Below are 25,865 nucleotides of genomic sequence, written 5' to 3'. Positions count from 1 at the left end.
GCGGCACGAGCATCCTCAGGTCCCACTTTTTCGCCGTTCTCCGTACGGCGACACCCCTTCGGCTCTTACGGGGCGTGAGCGTGGAGATCTACCTGCGTGCCCGCCAGGCCCTCCGGTGAGAGCGGCGACCTGACGGGCTTTCGATGACCGTTCGGGCGGGTCAGCCGGTCGTGGCGGCGAGGTAGCGGGAGAACTCCTCCAGCGAGATGCGCCCGTCGCCGTCGAGGTCGAGCTTCTGGACCGCCGCGTCGGCGGCCTCCTGGGACACGGGCTGGCCGAGCACGTCCATCAGCCGCAGCAGTTCCTCGGCCGAGATGAGCCCGTCCTTGTCGACGTCTACCAGGTCGAAGGTCACCGCGTAATCGCTCATAGCCACTCCTCGCGAGTTATGTCGTCCAGCACCTTAGTGCGCCAACTGCCACCATTTCGGGATTTCATTCACATACCTCACCCTGCGGCGCCGTTCCGCGTCCGCGCGCGCCGTACCAGGGCGGGCCGGACGTCCGTCCGGGATTGCCGTGCCGCAGATGGGTATGTGGGGTTGGTGAGAGTTGGTGAGAAGAAGGGAGCGCTGATGGCCGCCGAGCGTGACCAGGCCCGGCTACGGGAAGAGCTCGACATGGTCGAGGAAGACCTGGTGAAGCTCCGCGAGACCGTGGCCGAGCTGCGCGGGACCGTCGGAAGCAGTGCCGAGGCCCCGACCGACGCGGCCGAGGTCTCCATGCTGATCGCCATGGCCGACGAGCAGGAACAGCTCATGAACACGCTGGAGGCCCGCCGCGAGGACCTGCGCCGCCGCCTGGGCGAGCAGCCCTGAGAGCGGTGAGGCCGCCCTCCCGGAGGAAGGCGGCCTCGGACGGCCGTGGCCCGGGCGCGCTCGGCCGCGGTGCTCCAGGCGCGGTCAGCCGCAGTGTTCGAAAGGGCTGTCGTAGGTGGACGAACCGGCTTTACCGCCCCACTTCACGCACTTGTCGGCCGCCGAAGCGCGCACCGGGCCCGCGTAGTAGGCGAAGTCGCCCGAGTCGGTGATCCTCGTCGATCCCTGCACCTCCAGGTACGCCGAGGTGGCCGTGGCCGTGCCGAGTGACGTGCTCTTGATCGTGGCCACGCAGTTGCGGCCGCTGGAGGTGTCGTACAGCAGGTACACCGTCCCCGACGTGCCGAGCGCGGCCGAGTCGATCACGCTGTAGCCGGTGCCGCACACCTGCTCCGGGGTGTACGGGTTGCCGCCGGAGCCCCCGGTGACGTACTGCATGTACTTGGTCCAGTTCCAGTTGGGCCCCGGGTCGGTGTGGTCGGTCCCGGGGACCTGGGCGTGGCCGATGATGTGCGTGCGGTCCTTCGGGATGCCGTACTTGTCGGCGACGTAGCGGGTCAGCGCCGCCGACGAGCGGTACATCGCGTCGGTGAACCAGCTCGCGTCGTTGACGTACCCCTCGTGCTCGATCCCGACGGAACGGTCGTTGTAGACGGTCGCGTGGTAGGCGACGTCCTTCTCACGGACCATCTGCGTGATGTCGCCGTCCGACGACCGCACCAGGTAGTGCGCCGAGACCTTGGCGCTCGGGTTCTGGAACCAGGAGATCGTCCCGGCGTACGAGCCCTGCATCACGTGGATGACGATGCGGTCGATCGTGCTCGCGCCCCGGCTGCCGACCCGGTAGTTACTGGTACTGGCCGCCGCCCAGTGGGCGCTCGGGTAGTCCGCGGCGGCCGCGAGACGCGGAGCGTTCAGGTCGGGCGCGTCGGCGTACGCGCCCCGGTCGGGTTCAACGGTCCTGGCCTGCACGTCCACCGTCTCGCCGCGGGGTGTGACGGTGTGGATGCCGGCGCCGAGCAGGTCGTACACGGTGTCGGCGTAGAGCCGGGCGGAGGAGGGGTTCGCGGCCCCGCCGTACCTGGCCACGGCCGAGTACCACCTGCCGATGTCCCGGCGGTCGGCGGCGCGCAGGCCCAGCCCGTCGGCCTCGGCGCGCAGCACCGCGGCGCCGCCGGCGATGTTGGCCGCGCTGTCGGACCGCACCGCCGCGACCGGCCTGCCGGTGAGCGCGGCGGCCTGCTCCAGAGTGTGGCGCGTCGGATTGGTGACCAGGTGCATCACGCCGTACCCGCCGCTCGCGCTGGGCGCGCCGTCGTGCCCGTCGAGGTGGGTCTCTGCGTAGGCCAGCGCGACGAGCAGATCGCGCGGCACCTCGTACCTCGCCGCCGCGCCGCTGAACGCGCCGCCCAAGGGGTCGGCCGGTGCGGCCGGCGCGGCGTTCGCCGGTGCGCCGAACAGGCAGACCGGAGCCGCGAGCAGACCGGCCAGCGCCACCGCCAGGCGATGCGGGCGGCGGACGCGGAAAGCCATCATGGGTCCTCCTCAACACGGGCGCTCCTGGTGCGAAGCGCCGTGCCGTACAGCGTCCGGAGGACTCATATAAGAAAGCTCCAAAACCCATACATCCGCATGAAACGGACGCGGCCGTACCCCGGGAGCGGCGGGGTCAGCGGCCGGTGGGGGTGAGCGGGCGTTCGCGGGAGACGGGGCCCATCTCGGCGGATCTCCCCTCGTCACGGCGGAGCGCGTTGAGGGCGAGCACCAGCGCCGCCCCGTACGTCACGTGCGCGGCGGCCAGGACGGCCTGCCGGCCCGGCCGGTCGCGGTGGGCGGGCGGCATGGCGCCGAGGCCCGGCACCCACCCCTGGTAGCTGACCAGCCAGATCGCCAGCCCGTACGCCATGCCCTCCGCCACGCGGGGACGGCGCCGCCGGAACGGGATCGCGAACAGCCCGCCGGCGGTCGCGCCGAAGCCGACGTGCGCGACCGTCGCCAGCACGTTCTCGCCCGGCTTGGGCCGGTGTTTCGAGCCGGGCAGCACCGCTCGGACGATGTGCTTGGGCGGCGGCTTCCACGACCGCCCGGCCCGGCTCCCGGTCATCATGACGACAGTGTGGGCGGCGGTCGCGATCGTGCCGCTGACGGCGCCTTTGACGAGGTCACGGATCATTGCCGCTACCTGCCCTCACGGCCGGTCCCGAAAACGGGCGGCCCGCGCGGCCGGGAAACGGCCGCGAGCCGGCGTCGCGGCCGGAGAGGGTGAGCACCCCGTCGTTCTCGGTCACGGGATGGCCGAGTCGGCGTCGTGGCCGGAGACGGCGAGGACGCCGTCGATCTCGGTCAGCGTGGCCGTCAGCTCCGCGACCGGCCCCGGTCCGTGCACGCTGAGCCACAGCGTCACCGCGGAAGGGTCCTTCTCGGCGCGCTGGTCGACCGACACCTCGCTCATGGTGAACCCCTGGCCGCTGCACACCTCCAGCACCCGCCGCAGCACCCCACGGCCCGGCAGGTACGAAAGGTGGACGCGCGACGGCGCGTACTTGGAACGGGGCAGCATGTCCGAGACCGGGGCCAGCACGAACACCGCGATGAAATGGCCGATGGTGACTATGATCGCCAGCAGCCACAGCCCCGCCCCGGACGCCATCCCGACGGCGGCGGTCAGCCAGATCGTCGCGGCCGTGGTGAGGCCGCGCACGGCGTCCCGCCTGATGAAGATCAGCCCCGCGCCGATGAAACCGATGCCCGACACGATCTGCGCGGCCACGCGGGACGGGTCCAGGTTCACGTTGTGCCCGAGGACGTCCTGGAAGCCGAACTTGGACACCAGCATGATCAGGGCGGCGGCGAACCCGACGAGGATGTGCGTGCGCAGGCCCGCGCTCTTCTGGCGGATCTCGCGCTCGACCCCGATGGCCGCCGACAAGACGAACGCCAGGGCGAGCTCCCCGACCTGTGTCCAGCCCTGCCCGGGGAGGCCGCCGAGATATGCCGCCACCATCCGACCAGATTAGAACAGCCCCGCCCTCCCACCACGAGAGCACGCCGCACGTCTGCGCAGGTCAGCGCGGTTGTTCGTCCGGAGGGGGAGCCGCGCGGGCGGCGGCGAGCGCGTCGGCGACCACGCGGGGGGCCTCGGCCAGCGACGGACCGTACCAGGTGAGGTGCCGGCCGCTGACCAGCGCGGCCGGGACGCCGGGGAAGAAGCCAGGCCCGTCGCCGAGGGTGAACCGGTACGGCTCGTCCGGCAGGACCACCAGGTCGGGACGGGCGTCCAGCAGCTCGGGAAGGGGGATGCGCGGGTAGCGCTCGGCGTGGCCGGCGTAGATGTTGCGCACGCCCAGGCGCATCAGCAGGTCCCCGGCGAAGGTGTCCCGCCCCACCACCATCCACGGTTTCCGCCACACCGGGATCACCGCCCGCCGCACCCCTCCGGCGGCGCCCGTCGAGCCCGCGACGCCATCCGGCCCGAGACGGGTGCCGGTGCCGGTGTTCCAGGCTCGTTCGGCGGCGGAGAGCCAGGCGGGCTCGGGCAGGCCAAGGGCCGTGACCAGCAGCCGGCGCAGAGAGGCGAACGCGTCGTCGAGCGTGCGGACGACCGTGACCCAGACGGGCACGCCCGCCGCGCGCAGCGCGTCCAGGTCGGGGACGCGGTTCTCCTCCTCGTTCGCCACGACCAGGTCCGGACGCAGCGCCACGATGGCGTCCACGTCGGGGTTCTTGGTGCCGCGCACCCGGGTCACCTGGAGATCGGCGGGGTGCGAGCACCAGTCGGTCGCGCCGGCGAGCAGCCCTGGAGCCGTCGCCGCGACCGATTCGGTCAGCGAGGGGACCAGGGACACCACCCGGCGCACCCGACCCGGGACCGGCACGGCGAGGCCGAGATCGTCGTGGAGGAGTCTCATGCCCCCGCCCCTTCTCCCGCCCGTCGCGCGGCGTGCGCCCACTGCGCCTCGCGGACCGCCGGGTCGAGCAGGGCGCAGTCGTCGCACATCCCGCCGCCGGGAACGCGGTAGTACAGGCAGCAGCTCACCCGCACGAAGGAGTACCAGCCGGGCGCGGGCTCGGCGAGGCGCCCGGTGTCGGCCAGCACGCCGAGCCCGAGCACCTCGCGCACGAACCGCGCGGCGCGCGGGCCGAGGTCCGGTCGCGCGACGGGGAGGGTGCGCAACGTCCCGGCGAGCGAAGAGGCGGCGTTCCCCCACAGGAGCGGCACGGAGACCCCGGCGATCTCGCGGACGGCGCCCAGCAGGGGTTCCAGCAACTCGGTCACGACCACCCGATAGGCCACCTCGGCCGCCCCTCCTGCGCCCTGCGACCCGTCCCTGCCCTGCGGCCCGCCACCGCCCTCCGGTCCGCCCTCGCCCTGCGACCCGGCGCCGCCCTGCGACTCGGCCCCGCCTTCGGGGAGGGTGCCGCAGGAGAAGGTCCCACCGGCCGGCACATCTCGCGCCGACGAGCCCCCGCCGACCGGCAGGGCCTCCCTGAAGGAGCCCCCCTCGTCCGGCAGGACGACCCAGTGGGATGTGACGGCGGCGCGTAGCGGCAGGGGGCCGGTGGGAGCCGGGCGCCAGTGGATGTCCGACGGGGCCTCGGCCGGGATCAGGCCGCGTGCGGCGACGGCGCCGACGATCGGCGACCACAGCCGGGCTGCGAGCCCCTGGAACAGGATGGAGGCGGCGACGCGGATCTCCTCGGCGCCGAGCCGCCGCTGGTAATCCTCGATCTTCGCGCGCAGCGCTCCGGTGTCCGTCACGAGCTCACTCAGCGGACGCCAGCCCCCGTCCTCCCCGAAGCCAGGGCCGGGGGAGATGGCGTAGTACGGACCGATGGCCGAGAGTTCGGCGAGGGTCTCGGCGACGAGACCTGTATCCGCCCGCACACCCCTCACCCCCGGTCCGCTTCGGTACGCCTGACCCGGTCAATCTTCGCATCAGGCCCGTGCGAACGTACCCGTCCGGTAAGCGGCGCGGGCCGGTGGCCGGGCCGGCCGGATGTTACCAACAAGTCAGTAACTTGTGGTGTGAGGTTGTCAACCGGCCGGGACGGGCCGACAGTCTGAGCAACAGCCGATCGGGGGATCACCCCAGGAGCCAGCTTGGACATCCGCCGCCGCACCCTCGTCCTCCTGTCCGCAGTAGCGTTCGTCTTCCTCCCCGCCTTCGCCGTGGCGCTCCCGTCCCCGGCCCTCGCCGCGGCCCCGCCGGTCCCCGGTTCGATGGCCTCGATGGGCGACTCCATCACGCGCGGCTTCAACGCCTGCGGCTTCTACCTGGACTGCACCTCCCGGTCGTGGTCCACCGGGTCCAGCAGCTCGGTCAACAGCCACTACCTGCGCCTCAGAGCCGCCAACCCGTCCCTGGTCGCCCACAACGACGCCAAGTCCGGCGCCACGGTGGCCGACATGCCCGGGCAGGCGCAGAAGGCCGTCTCGCAGGGCGTGGACTACGTGACCATCCTGATCGGAGCCAACGACGCGTGCGCCTCCTCCGAGGACGGCATGACCTCGGTGGCCGACTTCGAGACGAGGTTCCGCGCCACCATCGACACCCTCTCCACCGGGCTGCCCGAGGCGTCGATCTTCGTCGCCAGCGTGCCGGACCTCAAGCGGCTGTGGGAGGTCGGCAAGGGCAACCTCGCCGCGCGCACCGCGTGGGCCGCACTGGACATCTGCCAGTCGATGCTCGCCCGTCCCCGCTCGACCGACGCGGCCGACGCCGCCCGGCGCGACCGGGTGCGCCAGCGCGTCGCCGATTACAACACGGTGCTGTCGCAGGTGTGCGCCGAGCGGCCCGCCTGCCGGTACGACGGCGGGGCCGTCTTCGGGTACCCGTTCGCGCTCGCGGACCTCAGCACCTGGGACTACTTCCACCCCAACACCAACGGCCAGAAGATCCTCGCCGAGGTCACCTACGCGGCCTCCTTCAGCCTGGTCTCCCCGGACTCCCTCGACGACCGCTAACGCGGTGACCACAAAGGTGCTCGGGGAGGTCTCCTATGCGGCGTCCTTCGGCCTGGCCTCCCCGGACTCCCTCGACGACCGCTAGCGCGGTGACGTTGACCGGGCGCGGCTCTCCATCCCCGGCCATGTGCTGCAGTGATCGGCGCCGGGTCGGCGGGTCGTGGTACGGCGATGCCGGCGCCTGCTACGGCGCCCGAGCCGGTGAAGGAGCGCAGTGACCACAGGTGTTGACCGGGCGCGGCTCTCCACCCCGGCCATGGGCTGCAGTGATCGGCGCCGGGTCGGCGGGTCGTGGTACGGCGATGCCGGCGCCTGCTACGGCGCCCGAGCCGGTGAAGGTTCATTAGCGCGCCGTTGAATCCTTCGGATCCGATCAGGGGGCCCGGGTCGGTGTGGGTCAGGGGACCAGGTAGGCGGTGTCCCTGACGTCGGTGATGGCCATGTGGCCGGGCGCGTGCCCGATGGCGAACGGCGGGCGCGAGCGCATGACCGCCGCCTGCGGGGTCACCCCGCAGGCCCAGAACACCGGGATCTCTCCCGCCCGCACCTCGACCGGCTCGCCGAAGTCGGGCCGGTCGAGGTCGCGCACGCCCAGCGCGCCGGGGTCGCCGACGTGGACGGGAGCACCGTGCACGGCCGGGTAGCGGGAGGTGACCCGCACCGCCGTCGCGACCAGGTGCGCGGGCACCGGGCGCATGGACACGACCATGGGCCCGGACAGCCCGCCCGCGGGCCGGCAGTCGCGGTTCGTGCGGTACATCGGCACGTTCGTCCTGGTCTCCAGGTGCCGCACGGGCACCCCCGCCTCCAGCAGCGCGGCCTCGAAGGTGAAGCTGCAGCCGATGAGGAAGCAGACCAGGTCGTCGCGCCAGTACGCGGTCACGTCCGGCACCTCGGCGACCTGCTCGCCGTTCTCGTACACCCGGTAGGCGGGCAGGTCGGTGCGCAGGTCGCCGTCGAAGATGGAAGCGGCGACCTGGCCCGGCTCGGTGACGTCCAGCACGGGGCACGGGCGCGGGTTGCGCTGGGCGAACAGCAGAAAGTCGTACGCGCGGTCCCGGGGGAGCGCCAGCAGGTTGGCCTGCGTCCAGCCGGCCGACCAGCCGGACGTGGGCGTCACCAGCCCGTCGCGGAACAGCGACCGGGCCTCGCCGGGCGTCAGCAGAGCGGGATCCAGCATGCCTTCGTCTCCTTCCTCGCGCCTCATGGACGGCTCTCGTGCTTCACGGGTGGGCTTCGTGCCTCATGGGGGCGGCTCTCGTGCTTCATGGGCGGGCCTCGTGCGTCACGCGCGCACCAGGCGGAACCGGACGCGCTGGCCGGGGCGGACCTGCGCCGCCCGGTCCACGTCGGACGTGCGGACCACCGCGATCACCGGGTACCCGCCCGTGACGGGGTGGTCGGCCAGGAACAGCGTCGGCTGCCCCGACGGCGGCACCTGCAGCGCGCCCGGCACCATGCCCTCGGGCGGAAGCTCGCCCTCCCGGACCCTCTCCAGGCGCGGCCCGCGCAGCCGCATGCCGACCCGGTTGCTGTCGACGGTCACCTCGTACGGCTCGGCGCACAGCGCCTGGAGCGCTCCGGGGGCGAACCAGTCGTCCCGGGGTCCGGGCAGGACGGAAAGGACGGGCTCCCCGGCGTACAGGGGGGTCACCGGGGCGAGGTCCACGATCGGGAACCTCTCCGGCGGGGGCCCCACCGGCAGCGCCGAGCCGCGCGCCGGCCGGTCGGGGCCGACCCCGGCCATGATGTCGGTCGCCCGGGACCCGAGGACCTCCGGCACGTCCAGCCCGCCCCGCACCGCCAGGTACGTGCGCAGGCCGCGCCCGGGTACGCCGAGCCGTAGCGTGGCTCCGTCGGGCAGCCGTTCGACGGCCTGGTGGCCGGCTCCCCGCGCCCGGCCGGCGGCGTCGGTGACGGTCGCGGGGCATGGGGCCCCGCTCAGCGCGATCGTCAGGTCGCCGTGGGCGCGCACCTGGAGCCCGCCCAGGGTGACCTCCAGCGCGGCGGCGCCCTCGGGGTTGGCCAGCAGGCGGTTCGCCAGGCGCAGCGCCGCCCGGTCGGCCGCGCCTGACCGTCCCACGCCGAGGTCGCCGCGGCCCGGACGCCCGAGATCCTGCACGGTCGTGAGCGGCCCGGTGGCCAGCACCTCCAGCCACCCCGGCCGCTCCACCTCACCCACGACGGACCTCCCCGCGGCCGGGGGCGACTTCGGTCCGGACTTCCCCGCGGCCGGGGGTGACCTTGGTACGGGCCTCCCCGCGGCCAGGGGCGGCCTCGGTCTGTATCCCGGTCGCGGTCTCGGTGAAGCGCACGCGCATGCCGGGGCGCAGGAGGGCGGGCGGGTCGGCGGCGAGGTCCCACACGGAGAGCGGCGTGCGGCCGATGAGCCGCCAGCCGCCGGGCGACTCGCGCGGGTAGACCGCGCTGTACCCGGCCGCCAGCGCCACCGCCCCGGCGGGGACCCGCACCCGCGACTCGGTGCGGCGCGGCACCCGCAGCCGCGGGTCGCCGCCGACCAGGTACCCGAAGCCGGGGGCGAAGCCGGAGAAGGCCACCGTCCACGGCGTCCCGGTGTGCGCCTGGACCACCTCGCGTTCCGAGAGCCCGGTCAGGGCCGCCACGTCCGCGAGGTCGGCGCCGTCGTAGACGACCGGGACGGTCACCTCCCCGGCCGTCCCGCGCCGGCCGGCCGCCGGACGGGCACGCAGGATCGCCGACTCGACCGGTTCGCGGCGCCGGGGCCCGTCGAAGCGGACCAGCAGCGTCCCGGCCGCCGGGAGCAGGTCGGTCACCCCGGGCGGCGGGTCGGCGGCGAGCGCTTCGTACAGGGCCAGGACCTCTTCGACCCCGTCCAGCTCGACCAGTACGGCGCTGTCCCCGCACCTGCGCAGGCGCGGGCTCATGGCGCCCGGTTCCCGATGAAGGGCGCCACCTCGACGCCGCCCGCGGCCAGCGCGGCCCGTACCCGCCGGGCCATGGCGACCGCGCCGGGGGTGTCGCCGTGCACGCAGATCGACGCGGCCGTGACCGTCAGCGGCGTGCCGTCGATCGCGGTGATCGGCTCGCCGCGCGCCATGCGCAGGCAGCGTTCGGCCACCTCGCCGGGGTCGTCCAGCACAGCGCCCGGCTCGCCGCGCGGGACCAGGGTGCCCTGGGGAGTGTAGGCCCGGTCGGCGAAGCACTCGGGGACGACGGTCAGGCCCGCCTCCCTGGCCAGGCGCAGCCACTGCGAGCCGGGCAGGCCGAGCACCGGCAGCGTGGGATCGTAGGCGCGGACGGCCGCGACGACCGCGGCCGCCTGCTCCTCATGGTGGACGATCGCGTTGTACAGGGCGCCGTGCGGCTTGACGTAGCTCACCCGCGTCCCGGCCAGCCGGGCGAACGCGTCCAGGGCCCCGATCTGGTAGACGATCTCGTCGGTCAGCGTCTCGGGCGGCACGTCGATGAAGCGCCGCCCGAAGCCGGCCAGGTCGCGGTAGCTCACCTGGGCGCCGATCGCGACGCCGAGCGCGGACGCGGTCGCGCACGTGCGCCGCATGATCGTCGGGTCGCCCGCGTGGAAGCCGCAGGCCACGTTGGCGCTGGTGACGACCGACAACAGCGCCTCGTCGTCGCCGAGGCTCCAGCGGCCGAACCCCTCACCGAGGTCGGAGTTGAGGTCGACGGTCGTGACCGGGCCTGGGCGGCCGGCCGTCGCGATCGGGCCTGACACGATGGGCTCCCAATTGACTCGTGCGGGTGGGTCAGGAAAGGCGCCGGGCCCGGGTCTCGGGCAGTCCCAGCAGGGCCACGACCGCGAGCCCGTACGCCAGCGCGCCGAACGCCATGGCGCCACCGACGCTGTAGGCGGTCGCGAGGTATCCGATGATCGTGGGGAAGAAGGCGCCGAGGCCGCGGCCGACGTTGTAGGTGAAGCCCTGCCCGGTGCCGCGGATGGCGCTCGGGTACAGCTCGGCCAGGTAGGCCCCGAAGCCGGAGAAGATGGCCGAGGAGCAGAATCCGAGCGGGAAGCCGAGGAACATCACGTACTCGCCGGCCGAGCTCGGAAGCTGTGTGTACAGCAGGATGAGCGCGCCGCTGAGCACCGAGAAGATGGCGAAGGTCCGCTTGCGCCCGATCTTGTCGGTGAAGTAGCCGCCGGTCAGGTAGCCGCAGAACGCGCCGGTGATGAGGAAGACCAGGTAGCCGCCCGTGCCGATGACCGACAGGCCGCGCTCGGTCTTGAGGTAGGTGGGCACCCAGGTGGCCAGGGTGTAGTAGCCGCCCTGCACGCCGGTGGCGAGCATCGTCGCGAAGACCGTGGTGCGCAGCAGGCCGTCGCCGAAGACGGCGAGCGGTGACACCCGGTCGCCGGTGGCGCGCTGCTCGGTGAAGATCGGCGCGTCGGTGACGTTGCGCCGTACGTAGATCACCGCCAGCGCCGGGAGCGCGCCGGTCCAGAACAGCACCCGCCAGGCCAGGTCTTCGTCCAGGAACTGGAACACCAGCGTGTACACCAGGACGGCGAGGCCCCAGCCGATGGCCCACGAGCTCTGGATGACCGCGACGGCCCGCCCCCGGTGGCGCGCCTGGGCGTACTCGGCGACCAGGATGGCCCCGGCCGCCCACTCGCCGCCGAAGCCGAGGCCCTGCAGAGCGCGGAACCCGAGCAGGGTCTCGTAGTTGGGCGCGATGCCGCACAGCGCGGTGAACAGCGCGTAGACCGAAACGGTGATCATGAGCGTGCGGGCGCGGCCGACCCGGTCGGCGAGCACGCCCGCGATGACGCCGCCGAGCGCGGAGCAGACCAGCGTGGCCGTGGCGAGCAGCCCGGTCTGGGCCGTGCCGAGGCCGAAGGTGCCCGCGATGGCCACCAGGCCGAGCGGGAGCACCCAGAAGTCGTAGGAGTCGAGGCTGTAGCCGAGGAAGGCCCCGGCGAACGCCTTGCGGCCCTTGGTGCTGAGCGTGGAGTACCAGGCGAACGCGCCCTTGTGGGGCTGCTCGTCGTGGGGGAGGTATGCGGCTGGTTCCGGCTTGGACGTCGTCATGGCGCACCTCGCTGCCACTCTGCCAGACGGGAGGCGCCACCGGATCCGGCGGGCCGGAGCGGTGTCCCCGAGCGCCTCATGGCTCTGTGAGCCAGTGGATTCAACATAAGGATCGTTCAACGATCTGGCAATAGCCTCGTGCTAGGATTTCACCTCACACCGATGGGATTGAAGGGGCTGAACCGTCGTGACCGATGGTGCCGCGGGGGTCACCGAGCGCCTCGCCGAGGACCGCGCCCTGCTCGGGCGCACCAGCACGGCCGAGCGCGTCGCCGCCATCCTCCGCGAGCGCATCACCGAGGGCATGTTCTCGCCCGGCACCCGCCTGTCGGAGGAGTCGATCGGCGCGGCGCTCGGGGTGTCCCGCAACACGCTGCGCGAGGCATTCCGCCTGCTGTCCCACGAACGGCTGCTCGTCCACGAACTCAACCGGGGCGTGTTCGTCCGCCGGCTCACCGCCGAGGACGTCGTCGACCTCTACCGCGTCCGGCGCCTGATCGAATGCTCGGCGATCCGCCAGTCCGGCCGCCCCTCCGCCGAGGCACTCGCCGACCTGCGCGAGGCCGTCGCCGCCGCCGGGCGCGCGGCGGCCGAGGAGCGGTGGGAGGACGTCGGCACCGCCAACATCCGCTTCCACCAGGCGATCGTGCACCTCACCGGCAGTCCCCGCCTGGACGAGACCATGCGCCGCCTGCTCGCCGAGCTACGGCTGAGCTTCCTGGAGATGGCCAACCCCCGCGCCTTCCACGAGCCGTACCTGTGGCGCAACCGCGACATCCTCCAGCTCATCGAGACCGGCGACACCGAAGGCGCCGAACGCGCCCTCAGCGACTACCTCACCGACGCCGAACACCAACTCGTCACCGCCCACACCTGACCGCCACCGGTCACCCATGGTCCTCGCCTCCGCGCCCTGGGGGCGCTCCGGCTCGGGCTGTATTTCCCAGGGGCAAGCCCCCTTCGACCCCCGATCGAGGGGCCCGCCCCTCGAGCTCCCCGCCATTCGGTCCAAGCCGCGATTCCCGTCGGGGGTGTATTTCCGCCGATGGGTGAGCCCTCCCAGCGCTCTGTGTCCCATTCCTTTGTTCATGAAATCGTCCTGCACGCATCCGTGTCATATGCGATTCGCGATCATTGTGCGATCAATGAGATGCCGCTGGACTTCACCGTCGTCATCGACGAGGACGTGATCAGCCATGTGATCGGCGACGCGAAGATCATGCGCGAGCAGCTCACGCACCTGCTGGAGATAGCCCGTCATCCCAGGTGACGCTCCAGGTCGTCCCGTACGCGGCCAGGCCGCATTGCGGCGCGATGGGCGGGTTCATCATCGCCGAACGCAACGGTCATCCCTATGCCGCTTTCGCCGACGCTCAGCCGCTCGGTCGCACCTTCGATGACCGCCGACTCATATCTGAATTGATCCAGAGATATGACGCGATCCGGGCGGAGGCCGTACCGTTTAAACAGTCCCTCCGGCTGATAGAGGAAGCGGTGAACCGCATTGGCGCCTGATCTTTCGAACGCGCGGTGGCGTAAGAGCAGTTTCAGTAGCGACTCCGGAGAATGTGTCGAGGTGGCCTCGGACGTTCCCGGTCTGGTCGGGGTGCGCGACAGCAAGAATCCCGGCGGTGGCGTACTGGCCTGCGTCTCCGGCGAGTGGTCCGCTTTCCTGGCCGGCGTGAGGGCCGGCCGTTTCGACGGCTGATCCCTCCGGAGCGTCCGTCCCCAGGACGAGAGCTCTCAACGACGAGGGCTCTCGTCCGCCGTTCTGGCAGTCCGGCTCTCGTCCCAGTGAGCCTTTCCGCGCAACGATGTGCAGCGCTTCGTGATCGACGACGGTGATCACACCTCGTACGCCTCGCCATCGGTGCTGGCGACCACGACCGTATAGCCGTCGGGGTCCTTGAGCCAGATTTCGCGGTGGCCCGGCCCGTTGCCCTGGCCCTGCGGGGGGTTGCGGTGCGGCGGTCGGACCACCGTGGCTCCGAGGTCGGCTGCGCGTTGGAGTACGCCGTCGAAGTCGCTGACTTCCCCGAACCACACCAGGACGCCGTTGCCGACGTCGCCGCCGACGTCGGTGAACAGGCCGTGGTGGTGCTCGACGCGCCGCTGGTGGAGTTGGAGCACGAGGACGCCGTCGGCGAGCAGGCGTTCGTACTCCGGCCCGCCGTGGTCGCTGCGCAGGCCGAGGAGCTGCTGGTACCAGCGGCTGGATGCCTCGACGTCGCTGACGGCGAGCATCGTCTGGGCCTGGGCGGTGCGGGCCGGCGCGACGACGCCGAGCCGGTTGCCCGCGGGGTCGTCGATCTCAGCCAGCCAGCGTTCGCCGCCGTCCGGCTGGGGGCGGCCACGAACCCGGCCACCGGCGGCCTCCACCCGTTGCAGCGCGGGATACAACTGGTCGACCCAGACCCAGACGACCGGCCCGGCATCGCGGGCCGGCGTCAGATCGGTGGTCCACTGGCCGATCATCCCGGGTGCTTCGAAGCCGCCGTGCTCGCTGTCGGCGGACCAGCCGAAGGCCGCCTGGTAGAAGGCCGCGGAGCGGGCCACGTCGGTGGCGGGCAGTTGCAGGTAGGCGATGCCGCCCTCGGGCGGGTACTGGCCCATGGCGGGGGTGGGTCGGGTCACGTCGTTCTCCTTCGGTGGTGGACGGATCCGGGGGTGTCGTCGATGAGCAGCCGGCCGGCGGAGCGGGCGAACCAGTCCTGATAGCGCTCGACCGTCCAGCCACGGCGACGGACCAGTCGGTCGAACAGTGCGGGGTCCATCAGGATCCACACGGTGTCGATGGCGTCCTGCCTGCCCAGGCCGCTGCGCAGGGCCGCCTTGGCGGTCAGCCCGTCGACGACCCAGTCGGCGGTGATCTCGCGCTGCGCGATCATCTGCTCGGCGACGTCGGCCAGCCCGGGATCGGCCGCGGATCCCTCGAACACCGCCAGAACCAGGCCGGCGGAACGCGCCTGGGCCGGGCCGAGCACGCCGGCGACGACATCGAGAAACTCCTCCGCGCCGGCGGCGTTCAGCGCTGCCACCGTCCAGCCGCGTTCCAGCACCGGGACCGCCTCATCATCACCGGCGATCGCGACGTCGATGGCGGCCTTGAGCAGGCGCGCCTTGGTGCCGAACAGCAACTCGACGGTCGGCACCGAGACACCGGCCGCCGCCGCCACGGCGCGCATCGTGGTGCCGGCATATCCCTTCGCCACGAACACCGAGGTCGCGGCCTCGATCACCCGGCGCTCGGTGCGGCGTGCCTGCTCCTCCCGGCGGCTCGAACGATAGGAACGCGCCGGTGCCTGCTCGCCTGGTGGTACTGGTTCCACAGACGACAGAATTGACTATGGCTGCCCCATAGTCAATCTCTGACGCAGAGCGACATCGACGCCCCGGTCCCGGGTGAGCGGTATCCACATGAAGGCTCTGCTGGACGATCGAACTCAACAGCTACCGAAAGTCACGAATAATCGCACGGCATGGCTCAGTGGGCTGATGACGGTCATCGTGCCGGGGCGCTCGGGAGTGGGGGGTGGGTGCGTGGGGCAAGGGGTGTCTCATGAGGGTCGTCGTTCTGTCCGACACGCATGCTCCGCGGTTCTGGAAGTCGTGTCCGCCTCGGGTGGCCGATCACCTGCGGGGCGCCGACGTCATCCTGCACGCCGGGGACGTGTGCACGGCCGGCGTCCTGGATGAGTTGGCCGCGTACGCGCCGGTCCACGCGGTGAAGGGCAACAACGACGGCCCGGACGTGGACGCCCCCGAGACGCTGGAACTCGACCTCGGCGGGCTGCGGGTGGCCATGATCCACGACAGCGGCGCGGCCAAGGGGCGCTGGGCCCGCATGCGCAGGCGCTTCCCGTCCGCCGATCTGGTGGTGTTCGGCCACTCGCACATCCCGCTGGACCACGCCGAGGAAGGGCTGCGCGTCTTCAACCCCGGTTCCCCCACCGACCGCCGCCGCCAGCCCCACGGCACCATCGGCGTCCTCCACATCGAAGACGGCCGCCTGCTGACCGCCGAAATCATCCCGGTCACCTGACGAACACGCGGCCGCGTCCGCCCTGCCGTGCCCGTTAGTCGGCGGAGGCGGGGGGGTGGGTGCGCTGGAGGTGGACGATCTGGCGGAAGGCCTGTTTGAAGACGGTGTAGACGTCCTCGCCGACGGCCTCGGCGTGCCGGCGCTCGATGTCGGCGACGATGGCGTCCGACCGTCGCATCTCGTCCAGGCCGAGCGGGGTGGGGACGATGAGCTTGGCCCGCCGGTCCTGCGGGTCGGGCTCGCGGCGCACGTAGCCGAGCTCGACCAGTTCGTCCACCAGTGTGCCGATCACCTGCTTGTGCTGGCCGGACTGCTGTGACAGGTCGGTGGCGCGGCTGCCCTCCTCGTCGAGGTACGCCAGGACGGCGCCGTGCCGTGGCCGCAGGTGGGGGTGGCCGTGCAGGGCGAGGGTCTCGAACATCTCCCGCTGGACGGCGAACAGCATCTGGCCGGCCATGATGCCGAGATCGGGGTCGGTCTTCTTGCGTTCGCTGCGCCGCATGGGGGCCATCCGTCCGTCAACTAGTCACTGAACTTGATAGTCACTGATTCTTACTATAACGTCGAAGTCGCCTGCTCACATCAGGAGACAGCGATGACAACCGTAGAACTGACCAGATTCCATGTGGCACCCGATCAGGTGCGCCGCCTGCTCGCCGCCCGTCCGGCCATGCTCGCCGACTTCCGCGCCGACCGCGCCGGCTTCCTCGGCGCCCGGCTGGTGCGCCTGCCCGGCGACGACTGGCTGGACATCGTGCACTGGCGGACCGCCGAGGACTTCGCCGAATCGCGGGCCAAGGGTGCGAACCTGCCCGGCATCAAGGCCTTCTTCGAGGCCATCGACCACGTGGTGTCCGCCGAGGAGGGCACCATCGAAGACGAGGAACAGTCATGACCACCCTGATCACCGGCGCCACCGGCGCCGTCTCCAGCGCGCTCCTGCGCTCGCTGCCGACCACGGACGGCGTCCGCCTGCTCGTGCGCGACCCTAGCCAGGCGCCCGACCTTCCCGGGGCGGAGGTCGTCGTCGGCGACCTGGAGCAGCCCCGCACCCTCGGCCCGGCGTTCGACGGGGCCGACACCGTGTGGCTGCTCACCGCGATGGGCCCGCAGGCCCCGCACGCCTCCATGAACGCCGTCTGGGCCGCCCGTCAGGCGGGGGTGCGCCACATCGTGCGCATGTCCGCCGTCGGCGCCGGCCATGACGCCCCCACCCGCAACGGCCGGCTGCACGCGTTGTCCGACGCCGAGCTGATGGCCTCCGGCCTGCGATGGACCATCATCCGGCCGCACTTCTTCATGCAGAACCTGTTCGGCTCGGTGAACGGCGGCACCCTGTACGGGGGCCTCGGCGACGGGCGGGTCGGCATGATCGACGTGCGGGACATCGGCGACTTCGCCGCCCGCGTCCTCACCGAGCCGCAGTCCCACGAGGGGAAGGTCTACACCCTGACCGGGCCGGCCGGCATCTCGCTCAAGGAGGCCGCCGAGCGGCTCCAGATCATCTATGGCACGCCGGTCGACTACCACGCGCTGAGCGAGAGGGAGGCCTACGAGGCCATGCTCGGCGCCGGGCTGCCCGACTGGATCGCCGCGGTCAACGCCGAGTACGGCACCGCGTACGCACGTGGCTGGGGGGACTTCACCACATCGGACTTCCCCGACGTCATGGGGCGGCCCGCCCGGTCGTTCGGCGACTTCGCCCGCGACTACGCCGACCGGATCCGCGGCGCCTGAGGAGTCCGACCGGTTCCGCGGCGCCTGAGGAGTCCGACCGGTTCCGCGGCGCCCGAGGAGTCCGACCGGTTCCGCGGCGCTGAGCCTTTCGCCGGCCGTTCCGCGACGCTCGTCCGGCGGTTCCGTGCTCCCGTCCATCGGTTCCGGAGCATCGATGGGCTCCGCCGGGCGGATCCGTGGCGCCGGGAGGGGAATGTACCCGGGATCGAGCCGGGAGGGGCGGCTCCCGGCCGGGGGAGGTGGGCGGATGGGCGAGGTGTGGACGATCGCCGTGCGCGGGCTGTGCGGGGGGCTGCTGGTCATGGCCTTCGCCCTCGTCGGCGAGATCGTGAGCCCGAAGCGGTTCGCCGGCATCTTCGCCGCCGGCCCCGCCGTCGCGCTCGCGGGGATGGCCGTGACGCTGCTGGTGCTGGGGGAGCGCCAGGTGGCCGAGGCGGGGCACGGCATGGTCGTCGGGGCGGTGGCGCTGGTCGCCTACTGCGCTTCGGCGGTCCCGCTGACGCGGCGGCTCGGCGCCACCGCCGGCAGCGCGGTGGCGATGGTGATCTGGGCGGCCGTCGCGGCCCTCGGCTGGGAGCTGATCACGTGAACGACGATCCCGGCAGGATCCGCGTGCACCCCGAGAAGATCCGCGAGATCTCGCTGCCCGGGATGGGGCTGCGCTTCGCCTTCGGCATGGTGGTCTCCGTGATCGCCGGCCTGGTGGGGCAGCGCTGGGGGGTCACCGCGGGCGGGGTGTTCCTGGCCTTTCCCGCCGTCATGGCCGCCACGCTCACGCTGATCCAGGACGAGGAGCACAGCCGGGTCCCGGTCGCGCAGGACGCCAGGGGCGCGGTGCTGGGCGCGATCGGGATGATCGTCTTCGCGGTGTGCGTCTGGGCGCTGGCCGGCCGCGTCCCGGCGGTGCCGGCGCTGGCGCTGGCGACCGTGGCCTGGATGATCGTCTCCGCGGTCCTCTACCTGGCGGTGCGGCGTCACACGAGATAGGTGTGCCGGGCTGTCACCGGGAGGATGGAGATCCCTCACCTCAGGGCGCCGGGAACCGAAGGTGGGAAAACGCTGGGCGCCGGGCGAATAGGGGGCCCGATAGCGCGGTAGGGGTGGTCGGCGATAAGAGTGCGATGCGCTGTTTCCGTGGAACTGCTCGGCTGTTCCCCCAATAATTCCCGGAAAATGACTGATGCGGCCGGAGACGTTGTCTCCGGCCGCACCTCAGCCGTCTGCCACGAGCGGTCGATCAGATCCAGGGAGTGCTGTTGTCACTGGTGGGGGTGGGGGTGGGAGTCGGGGTCGAGCTCTGGGTCTGCGTGTCCGCCGGGGGCGTCGCGTCGGCCATGGACATGCCCGCGACGGCGGCGCTTCCGGCGGTGGCGAAGATGGCGATGACGGCGATGCGGGCGGCGGCGGACTTCATGTTCTTCATCATTTCGCTGACCCCTTTTTTGTGGCCTTCGGCTTGTTTCCCTCACCGTTTTCCTGGTGACATTTACGAAGGTATGGGGGGTCGCTATCCATGCCTTATCGCTCCGCTTCTGTTTCACCACCGCCGAAGTAGGGGGCGGCGATAGCGGTTATCGAATGCCTTTTTCCGGGGGGCGTCGCGCCGCGGGGGAAGGTCGGCCATGGGCGTCGCGCCCCAGGTCGGGGAACGGCGATGACGGGCGACGGCGGCAGGGAGCTGGGCGAGGAAGGTAGGAGGCCGGTCGTCCGGTCGCTACCGTGTCGGTCGTGAAGCCACATCGACGCATGCGGCGCGGTGGCCGCGCGGAGCGCGGCGCCCGGCCGGCGAAGGTGCCGCCGCCGGGGGAGCTGACGGGCATGGACGTCGTGCTCGTCGGCTACTTCTCCGCCAAGGAGCGGCATTACCTGGTGATCATGGACGAGTTCGCGAGCGCGGTGGCGGCCCTGGGCGCGCAGGTGGTGGGACGCTTCGTCCAGCGCCGGGGCGTCTCGGACGGCGGGGCGCGGACGATGGACGCGCCCTATTCGTCCCGCACGCTGGTCAGCGCCGGCAAGGTGGAGGAGATCGCGCTGGTGCGGGAGAGGACCCGTGCCGACGCTGTGATCTTTCTCAACCCGCTGACCGCGCACCAGGTCGAGACCCTCACCGGTCTGTTCAACTGCCCCGTGCTCTCCTCGCAGGACCTGGTGCCATAGGCGGGCGTCCTCACGGGGGCACTGCCGGGAACGCGGCTACGGCGAGCGGCGCCGCCGTCGCGGCCGGTCTCGGCCGGGAGCCGGGGGACGCCCGCCGGGGACGCCGTGATGGACGGGTCCCGGTGGGCGTAGGCGCTGACCGGTGGGTCACACCGGCTTTGTTAGCGCTAACATTCGAGAGTCTCGAGGTGCGTCGTTTTTCCTGGCGCGGGCCCTTTTCGTAACCCGGGCTCGGCGCGCCTGTCAACCCGCCGTCCGCCGCGGCTGAAATTTACAGCCGCCGGCCGGGCCGTGCCCGGCCGCGGCGCCGCCTGCGGGCGCACGCGGAACGCGCCGCCGACGGCCGGAGAACCCGCCGCTCACCGCCTGCGCGCCGCCCCGGCGGCATCTGGGCTCATGCCTGGGCGACGACGCGGGCATGGCGGGACGGGGGCACGCCGGCCGTTGCGCGCCGGTGATCGCGGACGTACAGTCGCCACCGCCTCACCCCTCCACCGACAGGGGCGGGCCCTTCACGGCGCCCTCCGGCCGCACCGACGGCCGCGGGCGACGGCCTGGCGCGGGAAGCCGGGCACCGGCACGACGCCCCGCCACCTGCGGCGCGCCTCCTCCGGCGCCGACCCGGCGTGCCCGCGCGGGCACGCCTGTGCGCCGGACCGCCGTCCTGCCCCGGTGAGTCCCTGCCGCCCCGCTTCGCCCTGTGCCGTGGCGCGGGCGGCGCCGCTCGAACCACGGATGAGGACCAGGGATGAACTCCTCGACTTCCATGCCCAGAACCGGCCCGCGCCGCCGCCTCCGCCGAACGCTCGCGGCGGCGGCCGTCGCGGTCGCCGCCCTGTGCGGCTCCGCCCCGGCGCACGCCGCGACGTCCGCGCCCGCCCTGCCCGCGAAGGCGACCGCTGCGCTGCCCGCGAAAGCGACCGCTGCCCTGCCCGGGAAGGCGACCGCTGCGCTGCCCGGGAAGGCGACCGCTGCGCTGCCCGCGTCCGCGACGGGTGCGGCAGGTACGACCGCCGCGTCGGCGGCCGGTGCGCCCCTCGGACAGGCCGCTCGGCGGACCACGGCCGGGGGCGCCCCCTTCGCGGCCCGCGCCGCCTACCCCAACCCCGGGTACGTCACCGGATCGATCTCGGTGCACGACCCGTCCATGGTGAAGACGCCCGCCGGCGGCTACATCCTCGTGCACACCGGCGACAACATCGCCATCAAGACCTCCACCGACCGGACGGCCTTCCGCGACGCCGGCACGGTGTTCCCGGGCGGCGCGTCCTGGACGACGGCCTACACCGGCGGCAGCCGCAACCTGTGGGCGCCGGACATCTCCTACCGCAACGGCCGGTACTACCTGTACTACTCGGCCTCCACCTTCGGCTCCAACCACTCGGCGATCTTCCTGGCGACCAGCACGACCGGCGCCTCGGGAAGCTGGACCAACCAGGGCCTGGTCATCGAGTCCCGGACCTCCGACAACTTCAACGCCATCGACCCCAACCTGGTCGTCGACGGCCAGGGCGCCTGGTGGCTGTCGTTCGGCTCGTTCTGGTCGGGCGTCAAGCTCGTCCGGATCGACCCGGCCACCGGCAAGCGGGCCGACTCCACCATCCGGTCCATCGCCGGGCGCAACGGCGGCGCGATCGAGGCGCCGTACATCTTCAGGCGCGGCTCGTACTACTACCTGTACGTGTCGTTCGACCTGTGCTGCCGGGGCGCGTCCAGCACCTACCGCGTCATGGTCGGCCGCTCGACCAGCGTCACCGGACCCTACGTCGACCGTAACGGGGTGGCGATGACCTCCGGGGGCGGCACCGAGATCCTCGCCGGGCACGGGAGCATCCACGGCCCCGGCCACCAGGCCGTCTTCACCGACGTCGACGCCGACGTGCTGGTCTACCACTACTACGCCGACAACGGCGCCTCGCGGCTCGGCATCAACCTTCTCGCCTACGACTCCGCCGGCTGGCCCTACGTCTACTGACCGGGATGAGGGGGACCGGGCCCGGTCCGGTCCCCCGTTGCCCCGGCCGACGCCCTTGCCATGGCCGGCCGGGACGGTGGCCGGCCACCAGGTGGCGATCACCGACGCGGCCACGAACCCGCACGGTGTCCGGCCGCATGTAGTTTTCATCGGACGGCGCCGTCCACCACCCCTTTGACCATGAATGCAACACATATCGCTTTTCCTGTGTCATATCCATATTGCTCGGAGCGTGACGCCGTCGTTATGATCCCTCGATGCGGAGTAGCCTCGGGATGATCGCCCTCCGACAGGGTGCCCGCCTCCGCCTTGACAGTGCGACGGCCGGCGCTTTCTTCGTGCCCGCCCTCCGATTCTCCCGACACAGGGGTGCTTCGACTCGTGCATGAAATCGACCGGCCCGAATTGGCGACGCCGGAAAGCGGAGAGCCTTTCACGGTGGCGCTCCACCTCCCCTCCCGCGGCCACGTCCGCGCGCCCCAGTGACATGTGGGTCCTCGGGCTCAACGCACCCGCGGTCGGCTGGCACGACGTGGCCGCCTGCCTGGTGGACGGCGACGGGGTGGTCCACGCGCTGGTGGAACAGGAGCGGGTCAGCCGCGTCAAGCACGGCCTGCGCGAGTACCCCGCCCGCGCGGCCCAGGCGTGCCTGGACATGGCCGGCATCACCGCGGCCGACGTGGACGTCGTCACCGTCGGCTGGGACATGCCCCGGCACTCGGCGCGCGACGACCTCGGCCTCGACCCGCCGGTGCTCGGCCGGCCGTGGCGGTTCGGCGACAGCCGCGACTGGCTCGCCACCGCGCTCGGATGGCGGGTCGACGCGGCCCGCCACCCCGAGGTCGTCTTCGTCCCGCACCACCTCGCCCACGCCTGCGCGTCCTTCTACGCCTCCGGGCACGCCGAGGCGGCCGTCCTGGTGGTCGACGGCAACGGCGACGACGAGAGCGTCTCGATCTACGACGCCCGCTACGGCCGGATGCTGGTGCGTCGCGAGCGCTGGCCCATCCCGCACTCGCTGGGGCTGATGTACGACGCGGTCTCCAGGACCATCGGGTTGTCGTTCCTCGAGGCGGGCAAGACCATGGGGCTCGCCGCGTACGGCAAGGCCCGCGGCGCCGACCGCTGGCCGATCTTCGAGGTGTGCGCCGGCGCCTTCTCGCCTCCCTTCCACCTGCCGTCCGGCGCTCCGCACCGCGACGTGATGCGCGCCTGGTGGGACCACTTCGCCCGCATCGGCTTCCGGCGGCGCGACGGCGACCCGGCCACGCTGGACGGCGACGAGGACGCCGTCCGGCTCGCCTGGAGCGCCCAGGCGAGCCTGCAGGAGGTCATGGCGATGCTCGCGCGCCGGGCCAGGGAGGTGACCGGGCACGACGTCCTGTGCCTGTCCGGCGGCGTCGCGCTGAACTGCTCCTCCAACGGCCTGCTGCCGCCGCCGGTGTACGTGCCGCCGGTGCCGCACGACGCGGGCGTGTCGCTCGGCTCGGCCTGGGCGGTGGCGCCGCCCGCCCGTCCCCGCGCCCCGCTCAGCCCGTACCTGGGCCGGCGGGTGCGGCCCCGGGAGATCGACGAGGCGCTCGCGCGGCACGGGCTCGCGGCCCGGGAGGTGCTGCCCGAGACCGTCGCCCGCTGGCTGCTGGCCGGCCGGATGGGCGGCGTCGTCACCGGGCGGGCCGAGATCGGCCCCCGCGCGCTGTGCCACCGTTCGATCATCGCGGCGGCCACCGACGACCGGATGCGCGACCGGCTCAACCGCGCCAAGGGCCGCGAGTTGTGGCGGCCGCTCGGCCCGGTGGGCCTGGCCGAGAGCGAGGGACGACACTGGGAGGCCAGCCCGCTGCACCGCTACATGGTGGGCGCCAGCCTGATGACCGACCTCGGCGCCAAGGAGGCCCCGGCCGGCGTGCACGTCGACGGCACCGCGCGCCCGCAGATGATCGGCCGTGAGGACGGGGTGGTGTGGGACGTGCTCGACCGGTTGCGCGCGAGCGGCGCACCGGCCGTGGCGATCAACACCTCCTTCAACACCCGGGAAGAGCCGATCGTCGACGACGCCGAGGGCGCCGTGCGCTCCGCCCGGGCGATCGGCCTGGACTTCCTCATCCTGGAGGACCGCCTGGTGGACCTGAGCGGCGACGGCTGACCGGCGCGAGGCGCCACGCACCCGTCGCACCGCCCGGACGCCGCCGGGCGGCGCTCGGGGCGGCCGGCGACCGCCGGTTCACCCAACTTTCACATGCCGTTGGCCGCTCCCGGCGGCGCGCGGCGGGCGCCGCATCATGCGAATGACGAGGCCAGTTGTGGTGGTCTGACGGTTAAGGGCGATATGTAATGAATGTGGAGCGCTTGCGCAATAAAAAGCTGACATTTCAACGTCTGTCAGATTTAGCGACTCTCCGAGCTGTCTGACTTCTCCGTTCACGACCAGGACCCCCCACCTGGCCGGAGAGCAGGCAGAAGGAGAGGCTCGTGAGACGGGTCTTCACCGGCGCCCTCGCCGCCCTCGCCACCGTCGTCCTCACCCTGACCCTCACCACCGGCCCCGCCGGGGCCACCCCGCCCAACATCCCCTCCGCCGCCACCGCCGCCTCGCGACTGGCCGCGCTGACCGTCGCGGCCGAGTCCCACCAGTCCACCTACAACCGGGACCTGTTCCCGCACTGGATCACCATCTCGGGCGCCTGCAACACCCGGGAGACCGTGCTCAAGCGCGACGGCACGAACGTGGGCACCGACTCGAGCTGCGCCGCCGTCTCGGGCAGTTGGTACAGCCCCTACGACGGGGCCACCTGGAGCTCGGCCGCGGACGTCGACATCGACCACATGGTATCTGTGCCTGCGACAGTTTGGATCATGCATTTACCCTGATCAGAGTCTCGTCGGCATACCGCTGACAACTCTGCCGAGTAGGCCCATACGCAAGAGCGAGCACGGCGGCCGGCGCCTGAACGGCACCTCGATTGATACGGTCGGTCACGTTCGCGAGATCACCGACGCCCTGGTTGGGGCACCGAGGGGCCGTCGATGTCGCACCGCTCAGACCTGCGGTATGCCGCGCGCCTCGCTGCTTATGGGACCGTAGCCACACGCCTGTCCCTGCTGAGTGACCGCCGGCTCGCCGAGATCGTGGCCGCCGCCGCCCCGCTCGGGTCCGGCATCGGCGGCAGGTCGGCGGAGCTGGATATCGATGGGACGCGGGTCTTCGTCAAGCGGGTTCCATTGACGGACATCGAGTTGCGGCCGGAGAACGCACGGTCGACGGCGAACCTCTTCGGGCTGCCGATGTTCTATCAGTACGGGGTGGGCTCGGCCGGGTTCGGGGCCTGGCGGGAACTGGCTGTACACAGCATGACCACCAATTGGGTCCTCGGAAACGAGTACGAGGGCTTTCCGCTGATGTACCACTGGCGGATCCTGCCCGACTCTCCTCCCGGGGGGTTCGCTGACGAGTTCGGGGGTGTCGACGGGATGGTCACGCACTGGGAGGGTTCGTCGGCCGTTCGCCGGCGCTTGGAGGCCATCAGCCTGTCTTCGTCCAGCCTGGTGCTCTTCCTGGAACACGTACCGCAGACACTCGCCGCATGGCTGGACGGCCACAGGGATGCCGCGACCGAGGGTGGGGACGGCTCGCCTTACACGTGGGTGGAGCAAGCCCTGGCCCGTGGGAGCGCCTTCATGAGCTCGCGTGGGCTCATCCACTTCGACGCCCATTTCTCCAATGTCCTGACCGACGGCCGACTTCTCTACTTCGCGGACTTCGGACTTGCTTTGAGCTCCGGATTCGAACTCTCACCGGTTGAGGCCGAGTTCCTGTCGAGCCATCTGGCCTACGACCGCTGCTACACCGCGAGTCATCTCCTCCGCCACCATCTGCTCGAGGGCCTGCGCGGCGAGACGGGACACGAGGCATACCTCCGTGAGTGGGTCACGGGCCGGCAGCCCGATGGCGTCCCGCTCGAGATCGCCGCGATCATCGACCGGCATGCTCGAGCCGTCGTCATCTTGGACGAGTTCCATCGCCGTCTGCACGTAGAGAGCAAGCGGACGCCGTTTCCGGCCGCCCAGATCAAGCGCGCCCTGGACACGGTGGCCACAGCTCCCCACTGAGGCGAGATCTTCTGGGCTCGTGCACGGCATGG

29 protein-coding genes and 1 pseudogene are annotated in these 25,865 nt (G+C 71.9%); 15 read left to right on the top strand and 15 right to left on the bottom strand.

Annotated elements, in window-relative coordinates:
- Window positions 1–160 precede the first annotated feature (160 nt).
- The gene (locus tag ACFQSB_RS18765) at window positions 161–370 is read right to left on the bottom strand and encodes an EF-hand domain-containing protein (RefSeq protein ID WP_380827974.1); all 210 of its coding nucleotides are present in this window, start codon (window positions 368–370) and stop codon (window positions 161–163) included.
- 204 nt (window positions 371–574) lie between these two features.
- On the opposite strand from ACFQSB_RS18765, the gene ACFQSB_RS18760 reads away from it, so the two are divergent.
- The gene (locus ACFQSB_RS18760) at window positions 575–817 is read left to right on the top strand and encodes a hypothetical protein (protein ID WP_354921747.1); all 243 of its coding nucleotides are present in this window, start codon (window positions 575–577) and stop codon (window positions 815–817) included.
- A gap of 84 nt (window positions 818–901) precedes the next feature.
- On the opposite strand, the gene ACFQSB_RS18755 is transcribed toward ACFQSB_RS18760, so the two are convergent.
- The 5 genes from ACFQSB_RS18755 to ACFQSB_RS18735 form a co-directional block, all read right to left on the bottom strand.
- Window positions 902–2,353: an N-acetylmuramoyl-L-alanine amidase gene (locus ACFQSB_RS18755; RefSeq protein WP_380827973.1), complete on the bottom strand. Its 1,452-nt coding sequence runs from the start codon at window positions 2,351–2,353 to the stop codon at window positions 902–904.
- Window positions 2,354–2,486: 133 nt separating this feature from the next.
- Entirely contained in the window at window positions 2,487–2,990 is a 504-nt protein-coding gene (locus ACFQSB_RS18750; RefSeq protein WP_380827970.1) for a DUF6789 family protein, read from the bottom strand.
- 111 nt (window positions 2,991–3,101) lie between these two features.
- On the bottom strand, window positions 3,102–3,821 hold the full coding sequence (locus ACFQSB_RS18745; RefSeq protein WP_380827969.1) for an MgtC/SapB family protein: 720 nt from the start codon (window positions 3,819–3,821) through the stop codon (window positions 3,102–3,104).
- 61 nt (window positions 3,822–3,882) lie between these two features.
- Complete coding sequence (locus ACFQSB_RS18740; RefSeq protein ID WP_380827968.1) at window positions 3,883–4,725, bottom strand: helical backbone metal receptor; 843 nt, start codon at window positions 4,723–4,725, stop codon at window positions 3,883–3,885.
- Window positions 4,722–5,702 carry a (2Fe-2S)-binding protein gene (locus tag ACFQSB_RS18735; RefSeq protein WP_380827966.1) on the bottom strand — a complete coding sequence of 327 codons (981 nt, stop codon included), beginning with the start codon at window positions 5,700–5,702 and terminating at the stop codon, window positions 4,722–4,724. The genes ACFQSB_RS18740 and ACFQSB_RS18735 overlap by 4 nt, the downstream gene beginning before the upstream one ends.
- Window positions 5,703–5,918: 216 nt before the next feature.
- Here ACFQSB_RS18735 and ACFQSB_RS18730 point away from each other — a divergent pair, with 216 nt between their 5' ends.
- Complete coding sequence (locus ACFQSB_RS18730) at window positions 5,919–6,782, top strand: SGNH/GDSL hydrolase family protein (protein WP_380827965.1); 864 nt, start codon at window positions 5,919–5,921, stop codon at window positions 6,780–6,782.
- Window positions 6,783–7,179: 397 nt separating this feature from the next.
- Here ACFQSB_RS18730 and ACFQSB_RS18725 read toward each other — a convergent pair whose 3' ends face one another.
- The 5 genes from ACFQSB_RS18725 to ACFQSB_RS18705 form a co-directional block, all read right to left on the bottom strand.
- A complete protein-coding gene (locus tag ACFQSB_RS18725) occupies window positions 7,180–7,962 on the bottom strand; it encodes a putative hydro-lyase (protein WP_380827964.1) in 783 nt (260 codons plus the stop codon).
- Window positions 7,963–8,067: 105 nt separating this feature from the next.
- A complete protein-coding gene (locus ACFQSB_RS18720; RefSeq protein ID WP_380827962.1) occupies window positions 8,068–8,964 on the bottom strand; it encodes a 5-oxoprolinase subunit C family protein in 897 nt (298 codons plus the stop codon).
- Complete coding sequence (locus ACFQSB_RS18715; protein WP_380827960.1) at window positions 8,957–9,688, bottom strand: 5-oxoprolinase subunit B family protein; 732 nt, start codon at window positions 9,686–9,688, stop codon at window positions 8,957–8,959. The genes ACFQSB_RS18720 and ACFQSB_RS18715 overlap by 8 nt, the downstream gene beginning before the upstream one ends.
- On the bottom strand, window positions 9,685–10,497 hold the full coding sequence (locus ACFQSB_RS18710) for a LamB/YcsF family protein (RefSeq protein ID WP_380827958.1): 813 nt from the start codon (window positions 10,495–10,497) through the stop codon (window positions 9,685–9,687). The genes ACFQSB_RS18715 and ACFQSB_RS18710 overlap by 4 nt, the downstream gene beginning before the upstream one ends.
- A gap of 31 nt (window positions 10,498–10,528) precedes the next feature.
- Window positions 10,529–11,812 (bottom strand): MFS transporter, encoded by a 1,284-nt coding sequence (locus ACFQSB_RS18705; protein WP_380827957.1) that lies wholly within the window; start codon window positions 11,810–11,812, stop codon window positions 10,529–10,531.
- 187 nt (window positions 11,813–11,999) lie between these two features.
- On the opposite strand from ACFQSB_RS18705, the gene ACFQSB_RS18700 reads away from it, so the two are divergent.
- The 3 genes and pseudogenes from ACFQSB_RS18700 (at window position 12,000) to ACFQSB_RS18690 (ending at window position 13,520) form a co-directional block, all read left to right on the top strand.
- Complete coding sequence (locus ACFQSB_RS18700; protein WP_380827956.1) at window positions 12,000–12,689, top strand: GntR family transcriptional regulator; 690 nt, start codon at window positions 12,000–12,002, stop codon at window positions 12,687–12,689.
- Between the two features lie 168 nt (window positions 12,690–12,857).
- Window positions 12,858–13,327 (top strand): annotated as a pseudogene (locus tag ACFQSB_RS18695) (Scr1 family TA system antitoxin-like transcriptional regulator).
- Entirely contained in the window at window positions 13,317–13,520 is a 204-nt protein-coding gene (locus tag ACFQSB_RS18690; RefSeq protein WP_380827954.1) for a DUF397 domain-containing protein, read from the top strand. The pseudogene ACFQSB_RS18695 and the gene ACFQSB_RS18690 overlap by 11 nt, the downstream one beginning before the upstream one ends.
- A 137-nt stretch (window positions 13,521–13,657) precedes the next feature.
- Here the strand turns inward: ACFQSB_RS18690 and ACFQSB_RS18685 are convergent, their stop codons facing one another.
- Window positions 13,658–14,446: a VOC family protein gene (locus tag ACFQSB_RS18685; protein WP_380827952.1), complete on the bottom strand. Its 789-nt coding sequence runs from the start codon at window positions 14,444–14,446 to the stop codon at window positions 13,658–13,660.
- Window positions 14,443–15,141, bottom strand: a complete 699-nt coding sequence (locus ACFQSB_RS18680; protein WP_380827951.1) for a TetR/AcrR family transcriptional regulator — start codon at window positions 15,139–15,141, stop codon at window positions 14,443–14,445. The genes ACFQSB_RS18685 and ACFQSB_RS18680 overlap by 4 nt, the downstream gene beginning before the upstream one ends.
- 230 nt (window positions 15,142–15,371) lie before the next feature.
- Between ACFQSB_RS18680 and ACFQSB_RS18675 the strand changes: the two genes are divergently transcribed.
- Window positions 15,372–15,854 (top strand): metallophosphoesterase family protein, encoded by a 483-nt coding sequence (locus ACFQSB_RS18675; protein ID WP_380827950.1) that lies wholly within the window; start codon window positions 15,372–15,374, stop codon window positions 15,852–15,854.
- A gap of 34 nt (window positions 15,855–15,888) precedes the next feature.
- Here ACFQSB_RS18675 and ACFQSB_RS18670 read toward each other — a convergent pair whose 3' ends face one another.
- Complete coding sequence (locus ACFQSB_RS18670; protein WP_380827948.1) at window positions 15,889–16,356, bottom strand: MarR family winged helix-turn-helix transcriptional regulator; 468 nt, start codon at window positions 16,354–16,356, stop codon at window positions 15,889–15,891.
- Between the two features lie 93 nt (window positions 16,357–16,449).
- Here ACFQSB_RS18670 and ACFQSB_RS18665 point away from each other — a divergent pair, with 93 nt between their 5' ends.
- The 4 genes from ACFQSB_RS18665 (at window position 16,450) to ACFQSB_RS18650 (ending at window position 18,578) form a co-directional block, all read left to right on the top strand.
- A complete protein-coding gene (locus tag ACFQSB_RS18665; RefSeq protein ID WP_380827946.1) occupies window positions 16,450–16,749 on the top strand; it encodes an antibiotic biosynthesis monooxygenase in 300 nt (99 codons plus the stop codon).
- A complete protein-coding gene (locus ACFQSB_RS18660) occupies window positions 16,746–17,591 on the top strand; it encodes an SDR family oxidoreductase (protein WP_380827944.1) in 846 nt (281 codons plus the stop codon). The genes ACFQSB_RS18665 and ACFQSB_RS18660 overlap by 4 nt, the downstream gene beginning before the upstream one ends.
- Before the next feature lie 247 nt (window positions 17,592–17,838).
- The gene (locus ACFQSB_RS18655) at window positions 17,839–18,180 is read left to right on the top strand and encodes a DUF3147 family protein (RefSeq protein ID WP_380827943.1); all 342 of its coding nucleotides are present in this window, start codon (window positions 17,839–17,841) and stop codon (window positions 18,178–18,180) included.
- A complete protein-coding gene (locus ACFQSB_RS18650) occupies window positions 18,177–18,578 on the top strand; it encodes a DUF3147 family protein (protein WP_354845685.1) in 402 nt (133 codons plus the stop codon). Before ACFQSB_RS18655 ends, ACFQSB_RS18650 begins: the two co-directional genes overlap by 4 nt.
- Window positions 18,579–18,828: 250 nt before the next feature.
- Here the strand turns inward: ACFQSB_RS18650 and ACFQSB_RS18645 are convergent, their stop codons facing one another.
- Window positions 18,829–19,017 carry a hypothetical protein gene (locus tag ACFQSB_RS18645; RefSeq protein ID WP_380827941.1) on the bottom strand — a complete coding sequence of 63 codons (189 nt, stop codon included), beginning with the start codon at window positions 19,015–19,017 and terminating at the stop codon, window positions 18,829–18,831.
- A 302-nt stretch (window positions 19,018–19,319) separates the two neighbouring features.
- Between ACFQSB_RS18645 and ACFQSB_RS18640 the strand changes: the two genes are divergently transcribed.
- The 5 genes from ACFQSB_RS18640 (at window position 19,320) to ACFQSB_RS18620 (ending at window position 25,833) form a co-directional block, all read left to right on the top strand.
- A complete protein-coding gene (locus tag ACFQSB_RS18640; protein ID WP_380827940.1) occupies window positions 19,320–19,748 on the top strand; it encodes an HflX-like GTP-binding protein in 429 nt (142 codons plus the stop codon).
- Between the two features lie 748 nt (window positions 19,749–20,496).
- The gene (locus ACFQSB_RS18635; RefSeq protein WP_380827939.1) at window positions 20,497–21,723 is read left to right on the top strand and encodes an arabinan endo-1,5-alpha-L-arabinosidase; all 1,227 of its coding nucleotides are present in this window, start codon (window positions 20,497–20,499) and stop codon (window positions 21,721–21,723) included.
- 487 nt (window positions 21,724–22,210) lie between these two features.
- Window positions 22,211–23,869: a carbamoyltransferase C-terminal domain-containing protein gene (locus tag ACFQSB_RS18630; protein ID WP_380827938.1), complete on the top strand. Its 1,659-nt coding sequence runs from the start codon at window positions 22,211–22,213 to the stop codon at window positions 23,867–23,869.
- A gap of 326 nt (window positions 23,870–24,195) precedes the next feature.
- A complete protein-coding gene (locus ACFQSB_RS18625) occupies window positions 24,196–24,594 on the top strand; it encodes a hypothetical protein (protein ID WP_380827936.1) in 399 nt (132 codons plus the stop codon).
- Window positions 24,595–24,750: 156 nt separating this feature from the next.
- Complete coding sequence (locus ACFQSB_RS18620) at window positions 24,751–25,833, top strand: protein kinase family protein (RefSeq protein ID WP_380827934.1); 1,083 nt, start codon at window positions 24,751–24,753, stop codon at window positions 25,831–25,833.
- Window positions 25,834–25,865 lie beyond the last annotated feature (32 nt).

Origin of the sequence: Sphaerisporangium rhizosphaerae, from assembly GCF_042665155.1 — a bacterium.
In the GTDB taxonomy this organism is placed as follows: Bacteria; Actinomycetota; Actinomycetes; order Streptosporangiales; family Streptosporangiaceae; genus Sphaerisporangium; species Sphaerisporangium rhizosphaerae.
This window is presented reverse-complemented; position numbering and strand designations above follow the sequence as displayed.